This is a genomic window from Solirubrobacter pauli, assembly GCF_003633755.1.
In the GTDB taxonomy this organism is placed as follows: domain Bacteria; phylum Actinomycetota; class Thermoleophilia; order Solirubrobacterales; family Solirubrobacteraceae; genus Solirubrobacter; species Solirubrobacter pauli.
This window is the reverse complement of record NZ_RBIL01000001.1, coordinates 1,154,675-1,176,123: the sequence shown is the minus strand read 5'-3', so window position 1 is coordinate 1,176,123 and position 21,449 is coordinate 1,154,675. Positions and strand designations below refer to the sequence as shown.

Annotated in this window: 19 protein-coding genes; 16 read left to right on the top strand and 3 right to left on the bottom strand. The window is 68.8% G+C overall.

Features of this window, described 5'->3' with window-relative positions; all coding sequences use genetic code 11:
• Positions 1–130 precede the first annotated feature (130 nt).
• Entirely contained in the window at positions 131–502 is a 372-nt protein-coding gene (locus C8N24_RS05455; protein ID WP_170178865.1) for a cupin domain-containing protein, read from the top strand.
• The gene (locus tag C8N24_RS05450; protein ID WP_121248765.1) at positions 499–1,107 is read left to right on the top strand and encodes a hypothetical protein; all 609 of its coding nucleotides are present in this window, start codon (positions 499–501) and stop codon (positions 1,105–1,107) included. The genes C8N24_RS05455 and C8N24_RS05450 overlap by 4 nt, the downstream gene beginning before the upstream one ends.
• Here C8N24_RS05450 and C8N24_RS05445 read toward each other — a convergent pair whose 3' ends face one another.
• Positions 1,108–1,539, bottom strand: coding sequence for an OsmC family protein (locus tag C8N24_RS05445; protein WP_121248764.1), 432 nt, complete (start codon positions 1,537–1,539; stop codon positions 1,108–1,110).
• 318 nt (positions 1,540–1,857) lie between these two features.
• Here C8N24_RS05445 and C8N24_RS05440 point away from each other — a divergent pair, with 318 nt between their 5' ends.
• From C8N24_RS05440 to atpC, 9 genes are read left to right on the top strand one after another with little or no spacing between them, the layout of a single operon-like run.
• Positions 1,858–2,193 (top strand): hypothetical protein, encoded by a 336-nt coding sequence (locus tag C8N24_RS05440; protein ID WP_147447648.1) that lies wholly within the window; start codon positions 1,858–1,860, stop codon positions 2,191–2,193.
• Positions 2,190–3,074, top strand: a complete 885-nt coding sequence (gene atpB, locus C8N24_RS05435) for a F0F1 ATP synthase subunit A (RefSeq protein ID WP_121248759.1) — start codon at positions 2,190–2,192, stop codon at positions 3,072–3,074. Before C8N24_RS05440 ends, atpB begins: the two co-directional genes overlap by 4 nt.
• A 12-nt stretch (positions 3,075–3,086) precedes the next feature.
• Positions 3,087–3,362: an ATP synthase F0 subunit C gene (gene atpE / locus C8N24_RS05430; protein WP_121248757.1), complete on the top strand. Its 276-nt coding sequence runs from the start codon at positions 3,087–3,089 to the stop codon at positions 3,360–3,362.
• Between the two features lie 7 nt (positions 3,363–3,369).
• Positions 3,370–3,927 carry a F0F1 ATP synthase subunit B gene (gene atpF / locus C8N24_RS05425; RefSeq protein WP_121248755.1) on the top strand — a complete coding sequence of 186 codons (558 nt, stop codon included), beginning with the start codon at positions 3,370–3,372 and terminating at the stop codon, positions 3,925–3,927.
• Positions 3,928–3,930: 3 nt separating this feature from the next.
• Positions 3,931–4,461 (top strand): ATP synthase F1 subunit delta, encoded by a 531-nt coding sequence (gene atpH, locus C8N24_RS05420; RefSeq protein ID WP_121248753.1) that lies wholly within the window; start codon positions 3,931–3,933, stop codon positions 4,459–4,461.
• A gap of 22 nt (positions 4,462–4,483) precedes the next feature.
• Positions 4,484–6,088: a F0F1 ATP synthase subunit alpha gene (gene atpA / locus C8N24_RS05415; protein WP_121248751.1), complete on the top strand. Its 1,605-nt coding sequence runs from the start codon at positions 4,484–4,486 to the stop codon at positions 6,086–6,088.
• A gap of 9 nt (positions 6,089–6,097) precedes the next feature.
• Positions 6,098–7,033 carry an ATP synthase F1 subunit gamma gene (gene atpG, locus C8N24_RS05410; RefSeq protein WP_121248749.1) on the top strand — a complete coding sequence of 312 codons (936 nt, stop codon included), beginning with the start codon at positions 6,098–6,100 and terminating at the stop codon, positions 7,031–7,033.
• A 12-nt stretch (positions 7,034–7,045) separates the two neighbouring features.
• Positions 7,046–8,455: a F0F1 ATP synthase subunit beta gene (gene atpD, locus C8N24_RS05405; RefSeq protein WP_121248747.1), complete on the top strand. Its 1,410-nt coding sequence runs from the start codon at positions 7,046–7,048 to the stop codon at positions 8,453–8,455.
• A gap of 3 nt (positions 8,456–8,458) precedes the next feature.
• Positions 8,459–8,872, top strand: coding sequence for an ATP synthase F1 subunit epsilon (gene atpC / locus C8N24_RS05400; protein ID WP_121248745.1), 414 nt, complete (start codon positions 8,459–8,461; stop codon positions 8,870–8,872).
• Positions 8,873–9,012: 140 nt separating this feature from the next.
• Here the strand turns inward: atpC and C8N24_RS05395 are convergent, their stop codons facing one another.
• Positions 9,013–9,780, bottom strand: a complete 768-nt coding sequence (locus C8N24_RS05395) for a hypothetical protein (protein WP_147447647.1) — start codon at positions 9,778–9,780, stop codon at positions 9,013–9,015.
• 247 nt (positions 9,781–10,027) lie between these two features.
• On the opposite strand from C8N24_RS05395, the gene C8N24_RS05390 reads away from it, so the two are divergent.
• The 4 genes from C8N24_RS05390 (at position 10,028) to C8N24_RS05375 (ending at position 18,843) form a co-directional block, all read left to right on the top strand.
• Positions 10,028–12,952: a M14 family zinc carboxypeptidase gene (locus C8N24_RS05390; RefSeq protein WP_121248741.1), complete on the top strand. Its 2,925-nt coding sequence runs from the start codon at positions 10,028–10,030 to the stop codon at positions 12,950–12,952.
• Positions 12,953–13,153: 201 nt separating this feature from the next.
• A complete protein-coding gene (locus C8N24_RS05385) occupies positions 13,154–16,030 on the top strand; it encodes a M14 family zinc carboxypeptidase (protein WP_121248739.1) in 2,877 nt (958 codons plus the stop codon).
• 58 nt (positions 16,031–16,088) lie between these two features.
• Positions 16,089–17,216: a M20 family metallopeptidase gene (locus C8N24_RS05380; RefSeq protein WP_121248737.1), complete on the top strand. Its 1,128-nt coding sequence runs from the start codon at positions 16,089–16,091 to the stop codon at positions 17,214–17,216.
• Positions 17,217–17,298: 82 nt separating this feature from the next.
• Positions 17,299–18,843 (top strand): LCP family protein, encoded by a 1,545-nt coding sequence (locus C8N24_RS05375; protein ID WP_121248735.1) that lies wholly within the window; start codon positions 17,299–17,301, stop codon positions 18,841–18,843.
• Between the two features lie 40 nt (positions 18,844–18,883).
• Here C8N24_RS05375 and C8N24_RS05370 read toward each other — a convergent pair whose 3' ends face one another.
• Positions 18,884–20,092, bottom strand: coding sequence for a calcium-binding protein (locus tag C8N24_RS05370; protein ID WP_121248733.1), 1,209 nt, complete (start codon positions 20,090–20,092; stop codon positions 18,884–18,886).
• A 42-nt stretch (positions 20,093–20,134) separates the two neighbouring features.
• Here C8N24_RS05370 and C8N24_RS05365 point away from each other — a divergent pair, with 42 nt between their 5' ends.
• Entirely contained in the window at positions 20,135–21,448 is a 1,314-nt protein-coding gene (locus tag C8N24_RS05365) for a UDP-glucose dehydrogenase family protein (RefSeq protein WP_121248731.1), read from the top strand.
• Position 21,449 lies beyond the last annotated feature (1 nt).

Below are 21,449 nucleotides of genomic sequence, written 5' to 3'. Positions count from 1 at the left end.
AGTGCGCCCTTGCGCGCCCGGGCGGCCTTCGCCACGGGCCGCCTGGCGCGCCGCCTGGACCGTGAGATGGCCCGCCGCGCAGTCATCTAGGACATGAGATCTGCGGGGCGCCGAGTACCCTCGGTGCCCCGTGGAGATCACCCGCCTCGAACATCGCGAGTCGTTCATCACCGCCGACGGCTCGTCCATCCGCGAGCTCGCCGGCATCCCGTCCGGCAACGCGGTCAACCAATCGCTGGCCGAGGCCACCGTCCCGCCCAGCGGCGAGACGTTCGAGCACTTCCACCGGGTCTCCGAGGAGATCTACTCCTTCACTTCTGGCGCGGGTCGCATGCGCCTCGGTGACGAGGAAGCCGACGTCCGCGCCGGCGACACCGTCGTCATCCCGCCCGGCGTCAAGCACAAGCTCTGGAATCCCGGCGCGGAGCCGCTCGTCCTGCTCTGCTGCTGCTCGCCCGCGTACTCGCACGAGGACACCGTCCTGCTCGAGGGCGGGGAGTGAAGCGGGCCGCGCTGCTCGCCGCGACGCTCCTGCTCGCGGGCTGCGGCCAGAGCAAGGACGAGGGGATCGCCGGCGGCGGCAAGGTCATCGGCCGCACCGTCACGGTCTATTCCCTGACGAACGACCCCGGCGCCGTGAGCCGCTCCTTCGTCGACGGCGAGAAGCTCGCGCTGTCCGACGCGGGCGGCAAGGCGGGCGAGTTCGCCGTCAACTTCACGTCGCTCGACCTCGGAACGGACGAGGACGCGCAGGCCGAGACGTCTCGCCGTGCGATCAATGACCCGCAGATCATCGCCACGATCGCCGACGCGACGCGCGTGACGGTGCCGCTGTTCAACGCCGCGGGCATCCTGCAGGTCGCCCCCAGCGGCGACCCGAAGCTGATCAGCAACCCGAACGAGCTGCCGTCCGGAACGTCCACGGTCGGCCGGCTCGAGGGCACGCTGCCGGGGGACTTCGCGGCCCGCTACGAGCGCGAGTTCGACCGCGCGCCGGACCGCAGCGCCGAGAACGGCTACAAGGCGATGGCCGCCGTGCTCGCCGCGATCAAGACCGCGGGCGCGGCCGGCAACGACCGCACCCGCGTCATCGACGCCTACCTGTAACTAGGCCTCGAACGAGGTCTCGAGCGTGATCTCCGGGACGCTCGCAAGCGCCTTGGAGAGCGGGCAGTTGGCCTTCGCCCCCTGAGCGGCCTCCTCGAAGCCGGCGGCGTCCAGGCCCGGCACCTTGCCGGTGACGCTCAGGTGGATCTTCGTGATTCCGAAGCCGCCGTCGACCTGGTCGACGGTGACCTTCGCCTCGGTCGCCAGGGACTCCGGCGGGTTGCCCGCCTGCGTCAGCCCGACGCTCAGCGCCATCGTGAAGCAGGACGCGTGCGAGGCCGCCAGCAGCTCCTCGGGATTGGTGCCCGAGCCGCTCTCGAAGCGACCGGAGAAGTTGTACTGCGCGTCGAGCACGCCGGTCTCCGTCGAAACGGAACCACCGCCCCGCTTGAACTCGCCTTGCCAGTCAGCCTTCGCGCTACGTGTCGGCATGCATTCCTCCTGAAGGGGGGTCGGACTACGTGATCGGCACTGTACGGCTAGCCTTCCGGCGGTGTCGCGCAGAGGAGCGCGGCCGCGGCGTTCACCCACCCCTCAAGCTTTGCTGCTAGAGGCGGGTGTCACAAAGTTGTTACAAACTCGGAGAAGCCGCTATATTGGCCCCCGCCGAACCGGCCGGGGAGTCTGTCAACACTCCCGCCGCGCGAGCCCGCGCGGGGATGGCCTGGTACGGCGCGTCAGCCTGCCATGAGCTCTACGACAATGTCCCATTCTGACCCCCTGGTCTTCGTCCGCTACCTCGACGTAGCGTTGATCGTCCTCGCGGCGCCGTTCGTGCTGCTGATGGGCGGGCCGGTCCTCGGGTTCGCGGTCGCGGGCGGCGTCTGGATCGTCACCCGCTTCACCGCGGCGGCGATCGAGCGCTCCGCGCGTCGCTCGAAGTCGCCGAAGGCCCAGGTCGGGATCAACTTCGGCGTGTTCATGGGACGCGCCTGGATCATGGGCATCGCCATCCTTGTGGTCGGCCTCGCCGGAGATCGGGAAGACGGTCTGATGGCGGCGCTGCTCGCGCTCGTGGTGTTCTCGGTCTACCTGGCCACCACGCTGATCATTCGCCCGACGGAGAGGAACAAGCCAAGCTCATGAGCCAGTCCCGGAAGATCCTCCTGGGAGCCGGTGGTGCCTACCTGGTGCTGGTGATCCTCGCCTTCATCCTGTTCGGCAACGCGGGTCGCCAGGACTTCGTGCCGCAGGAGGAGTTCGAGCTGCCGGACTGGATCAGTCTCGGCGTCTTCACCATCAACAAGGCCGTCTTCTACCTGATCGTGGCCGGAATCCTGACCTGCTTCACCATGGTCTGGATCGCCCGCAAGATGGAGGCGAAGCCGAACCGCGTCCAGACCGCCGTCGAGGTCCTGTACGGCGTCATGCGGGACAACATCACCCGCGGGAACATGGACGACAAGATGGCCGCGAAGTGGTTCCCGTTCATCGGGGCGCTCTTCCTGTTCATCTGGTTCAACAACCTGATCGGCTTCATCCCGCTGCCGACCGGTCACCACCACTTCGACCTGTTCGGCCTCAGCATCCCGACGTTCGGCATCTACGCCGCGACGGCCAACGTCTCGGTCCCGCTCGTCCTGTCGCTGCTCGTGTTCTTCTCCTACACGGCTGAAGGCATCCGCGCCAAGGGTGTCGGCGGCTACCTCAAGAGCCTGATCCCGGCGGGCGTCACCGGCGCCATGGCGGGCTTCATCTTCGTCCTCGAGCTGCTCTCGAACATCATGCGGATCGTCTCGCTCTCCGTGCGTCTGTTCGCCAACATGCTCGCGGGCCACCTGATCATCCTCTTCATGGCCGGCGGTCTGGCGATCCTGCTCGGCATTGCGGGCATCGGCGTCTTCCTGCTGCCGATCGGCATCGCGCTCTACCTGTTCGAGGTCGGCCTGGTGGCCACCCTGCAGGCCTTCATCTTCGCCACCCTGTCCGCGATCTACATCGGCGGCGCCGTCGCCGAGTCCCACTAAGGAGCTCTTTCCGTGACCACCCTGAGCACGATCCTGGCGTTCATCTTCGCCGCTGCTGAAGACGGCGCCGACGCCGGTAAGGCGATCGCCCTCGGCGTTGGCGGCGGCCTCGGCGCCGTGGGCGCCGGCGTCGGCATCGGCATCATCTTCGGCAAGGTCATCGAGTCCGTTACTCGCCAGCCCGAGATGCGCGACGAGATCACGTCCATCCAGTGGCTCGGCTTCGCCCTTACCGAGGCGTGCTTCTTCTACGGCCTCGTGGCGGGCCTGATCGCCTTCTTCCTGTAGGAGCGCGATGAACTTCCTGCTCGCAGCCGAGACGACCGAGGAGGGCGGCTCCGGCCTCGTCTCCCCGGTCATCGGGGTGATGCTCTGGACGCTGATCGTCTTCGGCATCACGCTCTTCGTCCTCTGGAAGGTCGCGTTCCCGCGGATCGCCGAGGCGCTCGACAAGCGCCAGCGGATGATCGAGGACTCGATCGACACGGCGGAGAAGACCAAGCGCGAAGCCGACGAGCTTCTGCGCGAGTACCGCGAGCGTCTGTCGGACGCCCGTGGACAGGCCGACGAGATCGTTGCCCGTGCCCGCCGCACCGCGGAGGCGCACGAGCAGGAGAGCCAGGCCGACGCGCGCACCAAGCGCGAGGAGATGATGGACCAGACGCGTCGCGACATCGAGGCCGAGACGCGCCGTGCCATCCAGCAGATCCGCAGCGAGGTCGCCGACCTCACCGTGCTCGCGACCGAGAAGGTCACGCGCAAGACGCTGGACGCCTCCGACCAGAAGCGTCTGGTCGACGAGGCGCTCGCCGAGCTGGACTTCGCCGCCCTCGCCAACGAGGAGCGCCGCTAAGCGATGGAAGAGATCGCCGCGGTCTACGCCCGCTCGCTGTTCGAGGTCGCGCAGGAGCAGTCCAAGCTCGACTCCGTGCGTGACCAGCTCGGCGCGTTCGCCGACGCCCTCGACTCATCCCGCGAGCTGCAGACGTTCTTCTTCTCGCCGTATTTCTCCACGGTCGAGAAGGCGGACGGGCTGGACCGCGCGGTCACCGACGCCGATCCGATCGTCGTCAACTTCCTCAAGCTGCTGATCGAGAACCACCGCACGCCGGCCGTGTTCCGCGTCCGGCGCGAGTTCGACCGCCTCTGGCAGGAGGAGAACAAGCTCCTGCCGGTCCAGGTCACCTCCGCGGTCGCGCTCGATCAGGCCACTGTGGACCAGATCGGCGACCGGATCGCCCAGCAGACCGGCCGCAAGATCGATCTCTCCGCCTCGGTCGAGCCGGAGATCCTCGGCGGCATCGTCGTCCGCGTCGGGAACTCGATCCTCGACGCCTCGATCCGGAACCGCCTCGAACAACTTCGCAAGCAGGTCGCACGGGCCTGACCCGGCGCTAAGGAGCTAAAGCGTGCAAATCAAGCCCGATGAGATCACTTCCATCCTCAAGTCCCGCATCGAGGGGCTCGAGGCTGGCCAGGCCGACCTGACCGAGGTCGGCACCGTCCTCACCATCGGTGACGGCATCGCCCGCATCCACGGGCTCGAGAACTGCATGTCGTTCGAGATGCTCGAGCTGCCGCACGACGTGGTCGGCCTCGCGCTCAACCTCGAGTCCGACAACGTCGGCGCCGTGCTCTTCGGCCCGTGGGAGAAGATCGTCGAGGGCGACACGGTCAAGCGCACCGGCCGCCTCCTCGAGATCCCGGTCGGCGAGCAGATGCTCGGCCGCATCGTGTCCCCGCTCGGCCAGCCGCTCGACGGCAAGGGCGCGCTCAACACGACCGAGTTCCGCCCCGCGGAGTTCAAGGCGCCGGGCGTCGTCCAGCGCCAGCCGGTCACCGAGCCGATGCAGACGGGCATCAAGGCCGTCGACGGCATGATCCCGATCGGCCGTGGCCAGCGCGAGCTGATCATCGGCGACCGCCAGACGGGCAAGACGGCGATCGCGGTCGACACGATCATCAACAACAAGGACACCGGCGTCGTGTCGGTGTACGTGGCCATCGGCCAGCGCATGTCGACGATCGTGGGTCTCGCGAAGACCCTCGAGGACGCCGGCGCGCTCGAGAACACGATCATCGTCGCCGCCCCGGCCGACGAGGCCGCGCCGATCAAGTTCATGGCGCCGTACGCCGGCGCCGCGATGGCCGAGTACTTCCTCTACAACGGCAAGCACTCGCTGGTGGTCTACGACGACCTCACCAAGCACGCCTACGCCTACCGTCAGATGTCGCTGCTGCTCCGCCGCCCGCCGGGGCGCGAGGCCTACCCGGGCGACGTGTTCTACCTGCACAGCCGCCTGCTCGAGCGCGCGGTCAAGCTCAACGACGCGCTGGGCGGCGGGTCGATGACGGCGCTGCCGATCATCGAGACGCAGGCCGGCGACGTGTCGGCCTACATCCCGACCAACGTCATCTCGATCACCGACGGCCAGATCTTCCTGGAGCCGAACCTCTTCAACTCGGGCGTGCGCCCGGCCATCAACGTGGGCATCTCGGTGTCCCGCGTGGGCGGCAACGCGCAGATCAGCCCGATGAAGAAGGTCGCCGGCCGCCTGAAGATCGAGCTCTCGCAGTTCCGCGACCTCGAGGCGTTCGCGCAGTTCGGCTCCGACCTGGACCCGGACACGCAGCGCACGCTGGCCCGCGGCGAGCGCCTGGTCAAGACGCTCAACCAGGACGAGCGCAGCCCGCTGGCCGTCGAGGACCAGGTCGCGGTCATCTACGCCGCCACCAACGGCTTCGTCGACCGCATCAACGCCGACCGCGTGTCCGAGTTCCACGAGGGCCTGGTCGAGCGCCTGCACGCCGACGCCGCCGACACGCTGAAGGCGATCCGCGAGGGCAACTGGTCGGACGAGACGCAGCAGGCGCTGCGGGCCTCGATCGAGACGTTCGTGGGCGACTTCGGCTACGACCTCGACGAGGAGGGCCAGCCGCTCTCCGAGGACGACCAGCTGCGCGCCGAAGAGGGTCGCCAGTCCAACGAGCCGGCCGCGGTGGCCGCGAGCTAAGCAGGCGCCATGGCCCTCAAGGACGTCAAGAGCCGCATCGCGTCGGTCAAGAACATCCAGAAGATCACGCGCGCGATGGAGATGGTCGCGGCGGCGCGTCTGCGTCGGGCCGAGCAGCGCATCGAAGCACTGCGCCCGTACGCGGGCGCGGTGCGGCGCATGACCCGCCAGGCGGCGGAAGCGGCCGGGAACGTGCCGAACTTCCCGATCCTCAACGAGCACGACTCCGAGGACAAGGTCGGCATCCTGCTGGTCACGGGCGACCGTGGCCTGGCCGGCGCGTTCAACTCGCAGATCGTGCGCGCGGGCCTGCGGGCCGGCAACGAGTACGAGTCCCAGGGCAAGACCACGGTGTGGTTCGCCTCGGGCCGTCGCGGCGTGTCGTCGCTGGCGTTCCGCGGCCGTGAGGCCAAGGGCGCGTACACCGGCTTCACCGACCGCCCGTCGTACGCCAACGCGCGCGAGATCGCGTCCGAGCTCGTCGCCGCCTACGTGGACGGCGAGGTCGACCGCGTCGAGATCGTCTACAACCGCTACGTCTCGGCCCTCACGCAGGAGGTCACGCGTGAGACGCTGCTGCCGCTGCAGCAGGCGACGATCATGGGCGACGACGGCGCCGTCGACTCGCTCGGCGAGCGCGCCGCCGTCAAAGAGGACGGCAAGCTCGACCAGGATCACGACCACCACGCGCTGGTGGAGTACGAGCCCGACCCCGAGGTCATCCTCGAGCGTCTGATCCCGGCCTACGTGGAGATCTCGATCTTCCGCGCGCTGCTGGAGTCGACCGCGTCCGAGCACGGCGCGCGCATGACCGCCATGCGCAACGCCTCCGAGAACGCGGGCGACATCATCAAGGACCTCACGCTGGAGTTCAATCGCGAGCGCCAGGCCGCGATCACGCAGGAAATCATGGAAGTTGTCGCCGGCGCCGAGTCGCTGGTCTAAGGAGACTCATTTATGGCTGCGACCGCTGATACGCAGAAGACCAACACGGGTCGGATCGAGGAGATCCAGGGCGTCGTGATCGAGGCCGTCTTCCCGGACGAGCTGCCCGAGATCTACTCCGCCATCACCGTCGCCACCAAGGGCGGCGAGACGCTGGTCCTCGAGGTGCAGCAGCACCTCGGCGACGACCGCGTCCGCGCGGTGGCCATGGACTCCACCGACGGCCTGGCGCGCGGCATGGAGGTCGTCGACACCGGCGGCCCGATCACGGTGCCGGTCGGCGACGTGACGCTCGGCCGCATCTTCAACCTGCTGGGCGATCCGATCGACGAGGGCGCCGACATCGAGGTCAAGGAGCGCTGGCCGATCCACCGGCCGGCCCCGACCGTCGAGGAGCTCACCCCGACGACCGAGATGTTCGAGACGGGCATCAAGGTCGTGGACCTGCTCGCCCCGTACGCGCAGGGCGGCAAGGTCGGCCTGTTCGGCGGCGCCGGCGTGGGCAAGACCGTGCTCATCCAGGAGCTCATCCACAACCTGGCCAAGGAGCACGGCGGCCTGTCCGCGTTCTGCGGCGTGGGCGAGCGCTCCCGCGAGGGCAACGACCTCTGGCTCGAGATGACCGAGTCGGGCGTCATCGACAAGACGATGCTCGTCTTCGGCCAGATGAACGAGCCCCCCGGGGCCCGCATGCGCGTCGCGCTGACCGGCCTCACCATGGCCGAGTACTTCCGCGACGAGCGCGGCCAGGACGTGCTCCTGTTCATCGACAACATCTTCCGCTTCGTGCAGGCCGGCTCCGAGGTGTCCGCGCTGCTCGGCCGCATGCCGTCGCAGGTGGGCTACCAGCCGACGCTCGAGTCGGAGATGGGCCAGCTGCAGGAGCGGATCACGTCGACCCGCAAGGGCTCGGTCACGTCCGTGCAGGCCATCTACGTGCCCGCGGACGACCTCACCGACCCGGCGCCCGCCTCGGTGTTCGCCCACCTCAACGCGACCACCGTGCTCTCGCGCGGCATCGCCGAGAAGGGCATCTACCCGGCCGTGGACCCGCTGGACTCGACGTCGACCATCCTCAAGCCCGACATCGTCGGCGAGGAGCACTACACGGTCGCCAACGAGGTCAAGAACGTGCTGCAGCGCTACCGCGAGCTGCAGGACATCATCGCCATCCTCGGCATCGACGAGCTCTCGGACGAGGACCGCGTCCTGGTGCAGCGCGCCCGCAAGATCGAGCGCTTCCTGTCCCAGCCGTTCCACGTCGCCGAGCAGTTCACGGGCACGCCGGGCGCGTACGTGTCGATCGCCGACACCGTCCGCTCCTTCCGCGAGATCCTCGAGGGCCAGCACGACGACCTGCCGGAGTCCGCGTTCCTGCTCAAGGGCACGATCGAGGACGTCGTCGAGGCGGCGAAGCGCTAAGCAATGGCGCGCACGCCCTTCAAGGTCGAGGTCCTCACCCCGGAGGGTGAGGTCTTCAACGACGAGGTCGAGATGGTCTCCACGCGCACCAGCGTGGGGTCCATCGGCATCCTCGCCAACCACCAGCCGCTGCTGGCGATGCTCAACCCGACCGAGCTGCGGCTCTACAAGTCGGAGTCCGAGGTCATCCGCTTCGCGCAGGGCGAGGGCTTCCTCCAGATGACCGGCGACCGCGCCCTGGTCCTCGTCGACGAGGTCTTCAGCGTGGACAAGCTCAACGCCTCCGACCTCCAGGACCGCCTCCGGCGGGCCGAGGACGAGCTGGCGAGCGCCGAGGAGGGCACGGAGGAGCGCCGCGCCGCCGAGCGCGACAAGCGCCGCTACGAGGCCTTCCTCAAGCTGGCCGAGAGCAAGTAGCGCGTCCCGCATACGAACGCCGAGAAAGCCCGCCCTTCGGCGGGCTTTCTTTTTGCCCGCGGCCGCCGGGCCGGGCTGCGCGGGCACAAAAAAAGCCCGCCGTGGAGGCGGGCTCTTCTGAAGCGCGGTGTGCGACTCGACTACGGCGTCGTCGTCGAGATCGTGAAGGTCAGCGTCTTGGTGTAGGAGCCCGTGCGCAGCGCGTCGGTCTCGGCGACCGGCTGCTTGAACGTGATCGCGGCGCTGCCGGAGACCGGGCCGTCGTACGTCAGGAGCGTGGTCGGGTTCGAGGCGCCGCCGAGCGGGGCGTAGGACGACGGCGCGGGCGGCGTGCCCGTGGCCGGGACCTTGACCGCGCCGGCCTGGACGGCCTGCGGGAGCGCGTGGGGCCCGTTGACGAGCTTGCCGACGTTGGTGGTGGCCGCGTCGTTGACCGTCAGCGTGAGGTCGCCGGCCGTCGAGACGATCTGCGCGTTGAGCGTCGCGAAGTAGTCCTTGGTCAGACCGGGGAGGAACGGCGAGAACGCGGTCGGCGTGCCGAGGTTCAGGTTCAGCGTCGCGGGGACGTTGCCCGGGTCGGTGCCGCTCTCGGTGACGCTGTAGGCCGACTGCGAGACGGCGGTGCTGCCGCCGGCGTCACGCGCGGTGACGGTGATGTAGCTCGAGCCGACCGTGGAGGTGTCCAGGGCCGCGCCGCTGGCGAGCACCGCCGGGTCGCTGCCCCGCGTGGCCATGCACGACACCGCGTCGGCGCTGCACGTGTACGCGAGCGTGAGCGTGGAGCCCTTCGCGTAGGCCTTGCCGTTCTCAGGGGTCGTGATCGTGATCGTCGGTGCAGCGAACGCGGTGCACGGCAAGATCGCCGCACCCACCGCCGCCGAGACAAACACCTTCCATGGCCTGATCATGAACACCCTCTGCAATTGAAGACTCCCCCCGGGACCCGCGCTTACTTTGTCGTGGCGCCTTCCCAGTGTCAACCGATGGCACAAAAACCGGACGGAAGTGCTAGTTGCGGTGTGTGGAGGTCTCTCAACGCTCGTTCGGTTGCGCACAAGCTCACGTTTGGCTCAGAATCAGAAGTTCGGAGGGTTCCACCACAGGAGGGGTTGGCTCGTGAAGCCATGGGTCGGGATCGTTGCGGCTGCCGCAACGATGTTGGTCGCGCCGAGCGCGGCGCTCGCAGGTCCGGATGATCCGGCGCTGCTGAAGTTCAAGCTGGACAACAGCAGCCTGTACGACGACTTCGAGAACCTCGGGTTCGACATGGACCACGCCGTCGAGAACGGCGAGGGCGACGACATCATCGTCAGCGCCTGGGTCGACGACGCGCAGCTGGCGCTCGCGCGTGCGCACGGGTTCGAGGACGTGGGCGTCGTCCACACCAAGGAGAACTTCGCGGCGATCCGCGCGGAGAGCCTCACGAACAAGCTCGCCGAGATGGACGCCAAGAAGGCGCTCGAGGCCAACGCGGCGGGCAAGAAGGGCGCCAGCGCGGCGCCCGGCACCGTGCACTTCCAGCGCGGCGACTTCTACGAGAACAACGTGGGGCGCTTCGTCTCGGTCGAGGCGAACGTCGACCCGTCCCTGGTCTCGTACAACTGCACGACCAACGCGAACGGGCAGGAGTCCTGCCTGTACGTCGGCCCGACGCTCATGGCCGACGTCTACGACGCCGCCGGCAACCGCATCGGTGGCGGCGCGCTGGTGCCGTACACCGACCCCGATGTCGTCGGTGACTACTACCAGTACCACTACCAGATCTTCCGGATCGGGAACAAGGGCGACGGCAAGGCCGATCCCGCCTCGGTGAAGATCGCTTCTTCGAACGGCGACGTCGACACGGGCGCCGCGAAGGAGTGGATCTCCAAGAACCCGCCGCCGAACTCCGCCGGCTTCAAGTCGGGCTTCGTCACCCGCTATTACGACTCGCCCGACGCGTACGCGAAGGTCCGGTCGCTCGCGGCCGAGTTCCCGAACATCGCGTCCGTCGAGGACCTGCCCGAGAAGACCTGGGGCTACCAGCGTCCGGCCGCGACGATGCTCGGCTACCAGAACGCGCCGACCACGCAGCAGCCCAACCCGCGCCCGAACGCGACGGCGCCGTACGTGATCATCGACGACAACGGCCTCCCGGTCGCCGGCGACACGCCGTCCGCGGCCTCGGCGCCGAGCGTCGTCGTCATCACGTCCAAGGTCATGGGCCACCTGGGCGGCAACTCGCTCACCGCCCGCCTGCTCGCCCCGACCGGTCCGAACCAGCCGCTCAGCGTCACCTTCACCGGCAACGCGCTGCGCGTGAACCTCGCCTCGAACGCCGCCGGCGCGGTCACCAGCACCGCCAACCAGGTGGTCGCGGCCATCAACGCGCACCCGGACGCCAACCGCGTCGTCCGCGCGACGAAGTACCGCAACTCGACGGGCGAGGGCATCGTCCAGCCGGGCGTCACGTCCCCGCTCAGCGACCTGCTGCGCGCGCCGGCGTTCGTCCCGCGCGGTCCGCTCTCGCAGCCGCTGCTGCGCATCGGCAAGGTGCGTGACGGGTCCAAGGTCGGCGTGTACCTGTACTGCCAGGAGCACGCGGGCGAGATCGCCACTTCCGGCGTCTGCCTGGAGACCGCGGAGCGCCTCGTGCGCAACTACGGCACCGATCCGCAGACGACCGCGCTCGTGGACAACCTCGAGATCTTCCTCGTCCCGCAGATCAACGGCGACGGCGTGATCCACTCGATCTACGACTCCCCGCGCCGCACCAACATGGCTCCGTACTGCTACGACCCGTCCAACACCGAGAACCTCGGTGATCCGGCGAACCGCAACGCGTACGGCGTCAACATCAACCGCAACTTCTCGATCGGCTCGTTCTTCGACGGCTACGTCGGCGCGAACTCGAGCTGCTCCGGCGGCAACACGGCCGGCCCGTTCGAGCTCTCCGAGCCGGAGACCCGCAACGAGATCTACGTTCAGAACAAGTACAAGAACATCAAGTTCTCGAACAACATCCACTCGTCCGGTGGTTACTTCATGTGGCCGCCCGGCGCGTACAAGCCCAACCGCGAGTCGCTCCCGTACCCGCCGTACGGCACGCTGAACTTCTTCGACGAGGCCGCCCGCCACGTCCTGGACGGCATCAAGAAGTACCGCGGCACGGCCATCCGCCCGCAGCGCACCGGCCCGGTCATCGACGTGCTCTACTCGGCCGCCGGCAACTCCGCGGACGAGGCGTACTACACGCGCGGCATCATCGGCTACGACTTCGAGATCGGTGACACCGCGTACTATAAGAACCCGACCACGGGTGAGGAGACGACCTGCAACCCGGGTCAGCAGCCGCCGTTCGGCGCGTCCTCCAACCCGTGCCTGGAGAACGAGGGCTTCGAGGAGGCCCAGGAGTTCTCCGACGGCAACTACGGCCTCCTGCAGTCGGCCTACGACTACTCGAAGGACGTGACGCCGCCGGTGGTCACCATCACCCAGGCGCCCGACCTGGCCGACGGCAAGTACCAGGTGCGCTTCGTGTCCAACGAGGCGTCGTCGATCTACTACACGCTCGACGGCTCCACGCCGACGACCGCCTCGACCGAGTGGAAGCCGCCGCGCGCCCGCGCGCTGCCGCTGCCCGTGAACGTCGCGGCCGGTCAGACGCTCAAGTGGATCGCGACGGACTTCAAGGGCAACATGTCCGCGGTCTCGTCGAAGGTCCTCGGCACCGTTGACGTGCCCGGCGGCGTCGGCGGCTCCGTGCCGGCCACGCTGGCGCTCACCGTGTCCGCTCCGGCCAGCTTCGGCGCGTTCACGCCGGGCGTCGACCGCGACTACACGGCGACGTCGGACCTCAACGTCATCAGCACGGCGGGCGAAGCGACGCTCAGCGTCTCGACGCCCGGCAAGCTGACGAACGGCGCGTTCTCGCTGGCCCAGCCGTTCACGGTTCAGCTGGCCAAGACGGCGTGGACGGCTCCCGTCTCCAACGAGAAGGTCGTCGCCACGTTCAAGCAGTCGATCGGCAAGAACGAGGCCCTCCGCACCGGTTCCTACACCGGCACGGTGACCTTCACGCTGTCGACGACGCAGCCGTAGTCACGTAGCTCCACCGGGGCCGGGTTCTCTCTTTATGAGGGAACCCGGCCCTTTTTTCATGTCCGCTTCACAAGCGGACTCGTACGTCCGTCTAGAACCTCTTCCGGTGCTAACGGCCCTGTCGTACAAACCCGGGCTGCCAGTAACACGCAGTTCGCAGTACGGGTCTACAACGAGGGGGTCTGGCCGATGCGGCCAATCATGGGAGCGCTCGTGGCCACGGCCGCGATCGCCTTCCTGCCGGCGACCGCGCTGGCGGAGGACGGCGAGTCCGTCCTGGAGTTCAAGCTGCCGAGCAAGGCGACGGCCGAGCAGCTGATCAAGCTCGGCTACGACCTGGGGGACGGCCTCGACCAGTCCCAGCCCGGCCAGGTGAAGGCGACGATCGTCGTCACGCCTGAGGAGAAGGCGCAGCTGGAGGCGATGGGCTACCCGGCCGTCGCGACGATCCAGACGCCGGCGGACGTGGACGCCCTGCGCGCCGAGCGCCAGGCCACGATCGACGCCGAGGCGGCCGCCAAGGCGGCGCTCGACGGCGCCGCGGGCGCCAAGACGCGCAAGGCCGCGGTCGGCACCGTGCGCGCGCAGCACGCCGACTACTGGGAGGACGCCGGCGGGCGTTGGATCTCGATCGAGGGCACGACCACCGAGGCCTCGGTCACCAACCCGTGCCCGGTCGTCAACAACCGCGCCCAGTGCGCCTACACCGGCCCTGCGCTCGTCGCGTCCTGGTACGGCGCCGACGGCCAGCAGGTCGGCACGGGCACCCTCCAGGCCTACCTGGACACCGACGTCACGCCGGTCGCGCCCTACCTGTACCACACGGGCAAGTTCCGTCTCGGTGACGCCAGCACGATCGGCACCCCGATGCCCACGACGGTCAAGATCGCGTCCGCCACGGGCGACGTGGCCACGATGGCCGTCAGCAAGTGGGTCGGCAACGGTGCCCCTGAGTACGCGCAGGGCTTCAAGCAGGACTTCAACACGCACTACGTGGACCCGCAGGAGGGCTACGCGCGGATCACGGCGCTCGCGGACGAGTTCCCGAACATCGCCACGGTCCAGGCGCTGCCGAACAAGACGGCGGGCTACCAGCGCAAGGCGCAGACGATCGTCGGCATGTCCACCGCGTACACGGGGCAGCTCACGCCGCTGCCGGCGGCGGCCGACCAGGCCAAGGCGGTCGTGGTCACCTCCAAGGCCTGGGGCCATGAGGGCGGCAACGGCATCGGCATCCGCCTCGTCAACCCGGGCGCGGCCGACGAGCCGCTCGTCGTCGGCGTCTCCAACAACCGGATGATCCGCGTCAACCTGGCCACCGACTCCGCGGGCGCGATCACGACCACCGCGAAGGACGTGGTGGACGCGATCAACGGCAACGCGCAGGCGGCGGAGCTCGTCACGGCGAGCCTCTACCGGACCTCCACCGGCACCGGCGTCGTCACGCCCGGCACCGCGACGTCGCTGCTGAGCGACTGGCTGAAGGCCCCGGCCTCCTACCCGCGCGGCCCGCAGACGGTGAAGATGCTGCGGATCGGCAAGCACCAGGACGGCACCAAGACCGGCGTCTTCATCTACTGCCAGGAGCACGCCCGCGAGTGGGGCACGCCGCTCGTCTGCCTCGAGACCGCGGAGCGGCTCGTGCGCAACTACGGCACTGACCCCGAGACGACGCAGCTGATCGACAACCTCGACATCTTCATCGTCCCGACGATCAACGCCGACGGCGCCGCGTACTCGATGTACGACAACAACACGCAGCGCCGCAACATGGTCAACTACTGCGCGTCGAACCCGACGGGCAACAACGACCCGTTCGCCCGCAACAGCTGGGGCGTCGACCTCAACCGCAACTTCACGGTCGGCTCGTTCTTCGACGGCTTCCAGGGCGCGGGCAACGTCTGCACCGGTGACACGTTCGCCGGCCCGTCCGAGCTCTCCGAGCCCGAGACGCGCAACGAGGCGTACGTGCAGACCACGTACCCGAACATCAAGTTCGCGATGAACGTGCACTCGAGCGGCGGCTACTTCATGTGGCCCCCGGGCGCGTACAAGCCGACCACGCGCGAGACGCTCCCGTACCCGCCCTACGGCACGCTGAACTACTTCGACCAGACGGCGGCGGCGGTGCTCGACCGCATCTACAACTACCGCCACACCGCGGTGCTCCCGTCCCAGACGGGTCCGGTCGTGGACGTCCTGTACTCGGCCGCGGGCAACTCGGCGGACGAGGCCTACTACAGCCACGGCATCGTCGGCTACGACTTCGAGATCGGCGCCTCGAAGGTCCTGCCGAACGGCCAGAGCCAGAGCACCGGCTTCCAGCCGTGCTACGGCGCGGTCGGCACCGGCGGCGGCACCGGCACGTGCAACGCCAACCTCGTCAACGAGGGTCACGACGAGGGCATGGAGTTCGCCAACGGCAACTACGCGCTGCTCGCCGAGGCGCTGGCGTACGAGAACGACACCGCGGCGCCCAAGGTGGACGCCGTCACCGGCTCCGACCGTGCGGTGACGTTCAAGAGCGACGAGGCCGCGTCGATCTACTACACGCTGGACGGCTCGACGCCCACCACGGCCTCGACCGAGTGGAAGCCGAACCGCCCGCGTGAGAAGCCCGACCCCGTCGTCGTGCCCGTGGGCGCGGCGCTGAAGTGGATCGCGGTCGACTTCAAGGGCAACGTGTCCGCGGTGCAGACCAAGGCGTTCACCACGACGCCGGGCGACGTCGGCGGCACCGTGCCGGCCACGCTCGCGCTGACCCTGGACGGCACGCCCTCGTTCGGCCCGTTCGTTCCGGGCGTGGAGAAGGACTACGCCACGCAGACCAAGGCCAACGTCATCTCGACCGCGGGTGACGCGACGCTCTCGGTCTCCGACCCCGGCCACCTGACCAACGGCGCGTTCACGCTGCCGGAGCCGCTGCGCGTCTCGCTGTCGAAGACGACGTGGACGGCGCCGGTCGCCAACGACAAGGTCGACATCGGCTTCAACCAGTTGATCAAGTCCACCGACCCGCTGCGCACCGGGACGTACAGCAAGACGCTGACGTTCACGCTGAGCACCACTCAGCCGTAGCCCCCGTTTGGGCCGGTCGGGCGTATCGCCCGACCGGCCCGCCGCTACCCTCCGGCGGATGGACGAACGGCTCCTCACCGAGCGGTTGATCTCGTACGACACGTCGAACGCCGAAGGCCTCCGGGCCTGCGCCGGGTTCATCAAGGGGTGGCTCGAGGCGCGTGAGATCGCGGTCGAGGACCACCAGTACGGCGACCTCTTCGCGCTGACCGCGGAGGTGGGTCCCAAGGACGGCCCGACGCTGGTCTTCCACGGGCACTACGACGTCGTCCCCGCGCGGCCGGAGCAGTTCACGCCGCGCGTACAGGGCGACCGGCTCGAGGGCCGCGGCTCGTACGACATGAAGGGCGGGCTCGCGGCGATGATGTGCGCGATGCACGACCTGCGCGACCAGCAGGACGTCCGCATCCGCTTCGTGGCCGTGCCCGACGAGGAGTCCGAGGAGATCGACCAGCGCACGTCGGACCTGCTGGTCAAGGCGGGCTACGTGGGCGACTTCGCGATCACCGGCGAGCCGACGAACCTGCACGTCGGGGTCCAGGCCAAGGGCGTGCTCGCCCTGCGGATCATGGTCTTCGGCACGTCCGCCCACGGCTCCACGCCGTGGCTCGGCGACAACGCGGTGTTGAAGGCGATCGACGTCTTCCGGCGAATCGAGTCGATGCCGTTCACCCTTGAATCCTCGGAGCTGTTCGACCGTCCCTCGGTGAACCTGGGGCGGATCGTCGGCGGTGACGCGCCCAACAAGGTGCCCGAGGAATGCGCCATGGACGTGGACATCCGCTATTTGCCCGAGCAGGACCCCGGTGAGCTCCTCGCGCAGATCCGCGCGCTCCCGGACGTCCACGTGGCCCGGTCGTTCATCTGGCCGCCCGCCCGCGTGTCGCCGCGCAACCCGTACGTGCTCGCGCTCTGCACGGCCGCGTCGCGGCTCACGGACGGCGAGTCGATGAGCGTCGGGCGCGACGGCGCCTCGGACGCCGTGGCCTTCCAGAAGGCGGGCGTGCCGGCGGTCGAGTTCGGCCCCTCCGGCGGCGGTCACCACGGCCCCGACGAGTGGGTGTCGATCGACTCGCTCGCGCGCTATCGCCGGGCGCTCGTGGACTTCGCGCGGGACGTGCCCGTGCGCTTCCCCGTGGACGCCGACGGCGACGGGCTGCGCGCCGTGGAGGGCGGCCTGGCATGAACGGCGACGCTCGCCTGACGGCTCGCGTCGCTGCGAGCGCTCGCCCAGGGGGCTCGGACTCGCGCTTGCGGAGGGTTGCGGCGTGAGCGACCCGAACCGCGTACCGCGGCCGGGCCGCGGCGTGCTCTTCCGCGCGCTGCTGGCGGCGATCCTCACGGTCTGCCTGTCGGCGACCGCGGTGGCCTACGCCGTGCTCAACGAGGTCGACAGCCTCGTCAAGGACTTCACCCAGGACGGACGGACGACCGTCAAGATCCCGGAGCTCGACATCGAGGACGCCGGCGGCGCGCGCACGTTCCTCATCCTCGGCACCGACGAGCGCTACGCCGACAAGAAGGCGGGCGTCAAGCCGCGGTCGGACACGATCCTGCTCGCCCGCGTCGACCCGAAGAGCCGGCGCATCGCGCTGATGTCGCTCCCACGTGACCTCAAGGTCAAGATCCCCGGGTCGGGCACGAACAAGATCAACGTCGCCTACGAGATCGGCGGCCCCGGCAAGACGGTGTCGACGATCAAGAAGCTGTTCCGGGACGCGACCGGCGAGCCGTTCCCGATCACGAACGTGATCGCGGTGTCCTTCGGCGGCTTCCGGCGCGCCGTCGACTACGTCGGCGGCGTCTACGTCGACATCGACCGCCGCTACTACAACGACAACTCGACCGCCGGCCCGGGCGAGAACTACGCGACGATCGACGTCCAGCCGGGCTACCAGAAGCTCAAGGGCCAGGACGCGCTCGACTACGTCCGCTACCGCCACGGCGACAACGACTTCTTCCGCGCCTCGCGCCAGCAGGACTTCCTGCGCCAGCTCACGCACCAGGACGCGATCCGCCAGCTGCTGGACGTCAGCAAGCGGCACGAGCTCGCGCGGATCTTCGGCCGCTACTTCGAGGTCGACGACAGCTTCACCGACTCGGGCAACCTGATCGCGCTCGGCCAGCTCGGCCTCTACATGGCGCAGGAGAAGGCGCCGGTCAACGAGGTGCGCTTCCCGGCCACCGAGGCCAAGAACCCCGCGGTCGACTCGTACCTGTACGTCAAGGACTCCGACCTCAAGAAGACGTTCGACGAGTTCATGACCGGCGAGGGCTCCTCGAACCCGCGCCGCCTCGACGAGACGACCCGCCCCAAGGCCACGGCCACCCCGGCGCGCGTCAAGAAGAAGAACAAGAAGTCCTCGGTCGAGGGCCTCGAGCAGACGCGCACCGAGGGCGAGAACATGGCCGTCGTCGTCGCGAGCGAGGGCAAGCTCAAGTTCCCGTTCTACTTCCCGACGCTGCGCAAGACCGGCTCGCGCTACGCGGACCCGGAGCCGCGCGTCTACTCGCTCCGCGACGGCGAGGGCAAGCTGCACCGCGCCTACCGGCTCACGCTCAACGCGGGCAGCTGGAGCGAGTACTACGGCATCCAGGGCACGACGTGGCGCAGCCCGCCGATCCTCGACGATCCCGACCGGGTCCGCGAGGTCGACGGGCGCAAGCTGGAGCTCTTCTACGACGGCTCGCACCTGCGGCTCGTCGCCTGGCGCACCTCGAAGGCCGCCTACTGGGTCACGAACACGCTGACCCTGTCGATCCCGAACTCGCGCCTGATCGCGATCGCGGGCTCGCTCAAGCGCCTGAAGTAGTTGCGCGGAACATGAACGTCCAGGACGTTTAACTTCGCGACTACTTGGAAGTCTGGTGGCGGGTGCGCTTCTCGCAGTCGGCGTCGATCTTCACGAGCTTGCGGTTGCCGGGCCACTCGGACTCGATGACCGTGTCGTTGCCGGGGCCGCACTTGATGGTCGCGCGGCCGCGGGCGATGATCGCCGTGACCGTGTCGTCGCCGTCACCGGCGTCGACGGTGGTCTTCGCGCCCGAGGTGACCTTGATCGTGTCGTTGCCGGCGCCGCCGTAGATCAGCGAGCGCAGGCCGCCGCCCTGCAGGAAGTCGTCGCCGTCCTGGCCGAAGATCGTGTTGGTGCCGCGGCCGCCGTAGATGGTGTCGTTGCCGGCGCCGCCGTCGAGAGTGTCGTTCGCGTCCTTGGCACCGGCGAGCGCGGTGTGGTTCTGGTCGCCCCAGAGCACGTCGTCGCCGCCGAGGCCCTGGATCTTGTCCGAGCCGGCACCGCCGCGCAGGTTGTCGTTGAGCTCGGTGCCGGAGCGGCTGCCGCCCTTGTTGCCGGTGGTCGCGCTGATGCCCTTGGTCGGGTCGACCGCCGCGGCCTGCTCGATCACGGTCTCGCAGTTGACGATCTTGCCGTCGCGGATGCGGGCGGCGACGGCGCGCCCCCACTGGGTGCCGCGCGGCGGGACGTAGAGCGTGTCGTTGCCGTTGCCGCAGTCGACGTCGTCCACCAGGCTGTCGCCGTTGATGTAGATGACGTCGTCGCCGTCCTCGCCGAAGATGTGGTCGGGACCGCTGTCGAAGTAGATGGTGTCGTTCCCGGGGCCGCCGAAGAGCTCGTCGCCGCCGGAGCCGCCGTGGATCGTGTCGTTGCCCTCGCCGCCCTCGACGCGGTCCGGGGCCGCGCCGCCGTCGAGGTTGTCGTCGCCGGCGCCGCCGTAGAGCGTGTCGTGGCCGAAGCCGCCGAGGAGGACGTCGTTGCCTTCGTCGCCGCTGAGGATCTCGTCCCCGGAGCTGCCGTCGAGGATGTCGTCGCCGGGACCGCCCGCGATGTCGTCCGGCCCGGTGTTGCCGTACAGGCGATCGTTGCCGCCCTGGCCGCGGATCCGGTCCGCGCCGCCGTTGCCGTTGATGGTGTCCGGGCCCTCGGTGCCGGTGAGCGCCTCGGCGGCGTTCGACCCGGTGATGGACTTCGCGTCGGCGATCGCGGCCGGGGCCAGCGCGGCGACGAGCGTCGTGGCGAGGAGAGCGGGGAGCCGGAAGGACATGCTCCTCTTATCGACCCCTGCCTTCTAAGCTGAAGCGCCCTTATGAGCACCAATCGAGAACCGATCGGCGTGATCGGCACGGGCTATGTCGGGCTGGTCACCGCCGCGGGATTCGCGGAGCTCGGCAACGAGGTCTACTGCGTCGACATCGACAGCGAGAAGATCGAAGGCCTGAAGAACGGTCAGATTCCCATCTGGGAGCCGGGCCTGGAGGAGCTGATCGCCAAGCACCGCGATCGCCTGCACTTCTCCACCAACCTCAGCGACGCCCTGGAGCACGCGCGGCTGCTGTTCGTCGCCGTCGGCACGCCGCCGACGTACTCCGGTGATGCCGACCTGTCCGCGGTCAACGCCGTGGTCGACGCGATGCCGCCCTCCGACCAGCACGCGCTGGTGATGAAGTCCACCGTGCCGGTCGGCACGGGCGAGACGATCAAGCGCGTCTTCCGCGAGCAGGGCAAGGCCGGCTTCCGGTACGTGTCGTGCCCCGAGTTCCTCAAGGAGGGCTCGGCGATCAAGGACTTCCTGGAGCCCGACCGCGTCGTCGTCGGCGACGACGGCGACTGGGCCGGTGACGCGGTGGTGGAGCTCTACGCCCCGCTCGGCGCCGAGCTCGTCCGCACGGACATCAAGAGCGCCGAGATGGTCAAGCTCGCCTCCAACGCCTTCCTGGCGACCAAGATATCCTTCATCAACGAGATCGCCAACGTGTGCGAGGAGACCGGCGCCGACGTCGTCGAGGTCGCCAAGGGCATGGGCCTGGACAACCGCATCGGCCCGAAGTTCCTGCAGGCCGGCATCGGCTTCGGCGGCTCCTGCTTCCCGAAGGACGTCACGGCGCTCAAGCAGCTCGCCGGCAACTCGGGCTACCACTTCCAGCTGCTGAACTCGGTGATCGAGGTCAACGAGCTGCAGAAGCGGCGCGTGATCGCGAAGCTCGAGAAGCACCTCGGCAAGCTCGTGGACAAGAAGATCGCGCTGCTCGGCCTGGCCTTCAAGCCGAACACGGACGACATGCGCGAGGCGTCCTCGCTCGTCCTGTCCTCCCGCCTGCAAGCCGCGGGCGCGCACGTGCGCGCCTACGACCCCGTGGCCGAGGAGGAGGCGCGCAAGCTCATCCGCGGCGTGTCCTTCAAGTCGACCGCGCTCGACGCGATCGAGGGCGCCGACGCCGTCGTGCTCGTGACCGAGTGGCCCGAGTTCGCCGAGCTGGACCTCGTCGAGGTCAAGAACGCGATGGCCGGGGACCTGCTGGTCGACGGGCGCAACCTGTTCGACCCGGGTCAGGTCCGCGACGCCGGTCTGCTCTACGAAGGGGTCGGGCGGGCTTCGAGCGCCGCGCATCAGGAGGTCTGAG

Bases quoted from the DNA above. Each gene is read 5' to 3' on its own strand.
- C8N24_RS05445 (WP_121248764.1), bottom strand. From the start codon at position 1,539: ATGCCGACACGTAGCGCGAAGGCTGACTGGCAAGGCGAGTTCAAGCGG.
- atpB (WP_121248759.1), top strand. From the start codon at position 2,190: ATGAGCCAGTCCCGGAAGATCCTCCTGGGAGCCGGTGGTGCCTACCTG.
- atpF (WP_121248755.1), top strand. From the start codon at position 3,370: ATGAACTTCCTGCTCGCAGCCGAGACGACCGAGGAGGGCGGCTCCGGC.
- atpH (WP_121248753.1), top strand. From the start codon at position 3,931: ATGGAAGAGATCGCCGCGGTCTACGCCCGCTCGCTGTTCGAGGTCGCG.
- atpG (WP_121248749.1), top strand. From the start codon at position 6,098: ATGGCCCTCAAGGACGTCAAGAGCCGCATCGCGTCGGTCAAGAACATC.
- atpD (WP_121248747.1), top strand. From the start codon at position 7,046: ATGGCTGCGACCGCTGATACGCAGAAGACCAACACGGGTCGGATCGAG.
- atpC (WP_121248745.1), top strand. From the start codon at position 8,459: ATGGCGCGCACGCCCTTCAAGGTCGAGGTCCTCACCCCGGAGGGTGAG.
- C8N24_RS05395 (WP_147447647.1), bottom strand. From the start codon at position 9,780: ATGATCAGGCCATGGAAGGTGTTTGTCTCGGCGGCGGTGGGTGCGGCG.
- C8N24_RS05390 (WP_121248741.1), top strand. From the start codon at position 10,028: ATGTTGGTCGCGCCGAGCGCGGCGCTCGCAGGTCCGGATGATCCGGCG.
- C8N24_RS05385 (WP_121248739.1), top strand. From the start codon at position 13,154: ATGGGAGCGCTCGTGGCCACGGCCGCGATCGCCTTCCTGCCGGCGACC.
- C8N24_RS05380 (WP_121248737.1), top strand. From the start codon at position 16,089: ATGGACGAACGGCTCCTCACCGAGCGGTTGATCTCGTACGACACGTCG.
- C8N24_RS05370 (WP_121248733.1), bottom strand. From the start codon at position 20,092: ATGTCCTTCCGGCTCCCCGCTCTCCTCGCCACGACGCTCGTCGCCGCG.
- C8N24_RS05365 (WP_121248731.1), top strand. From the start codon at position 20,135: ATGAGCACCAATCGAGAACCGATCGGCGTGATCGGCACGGGCTATGTC.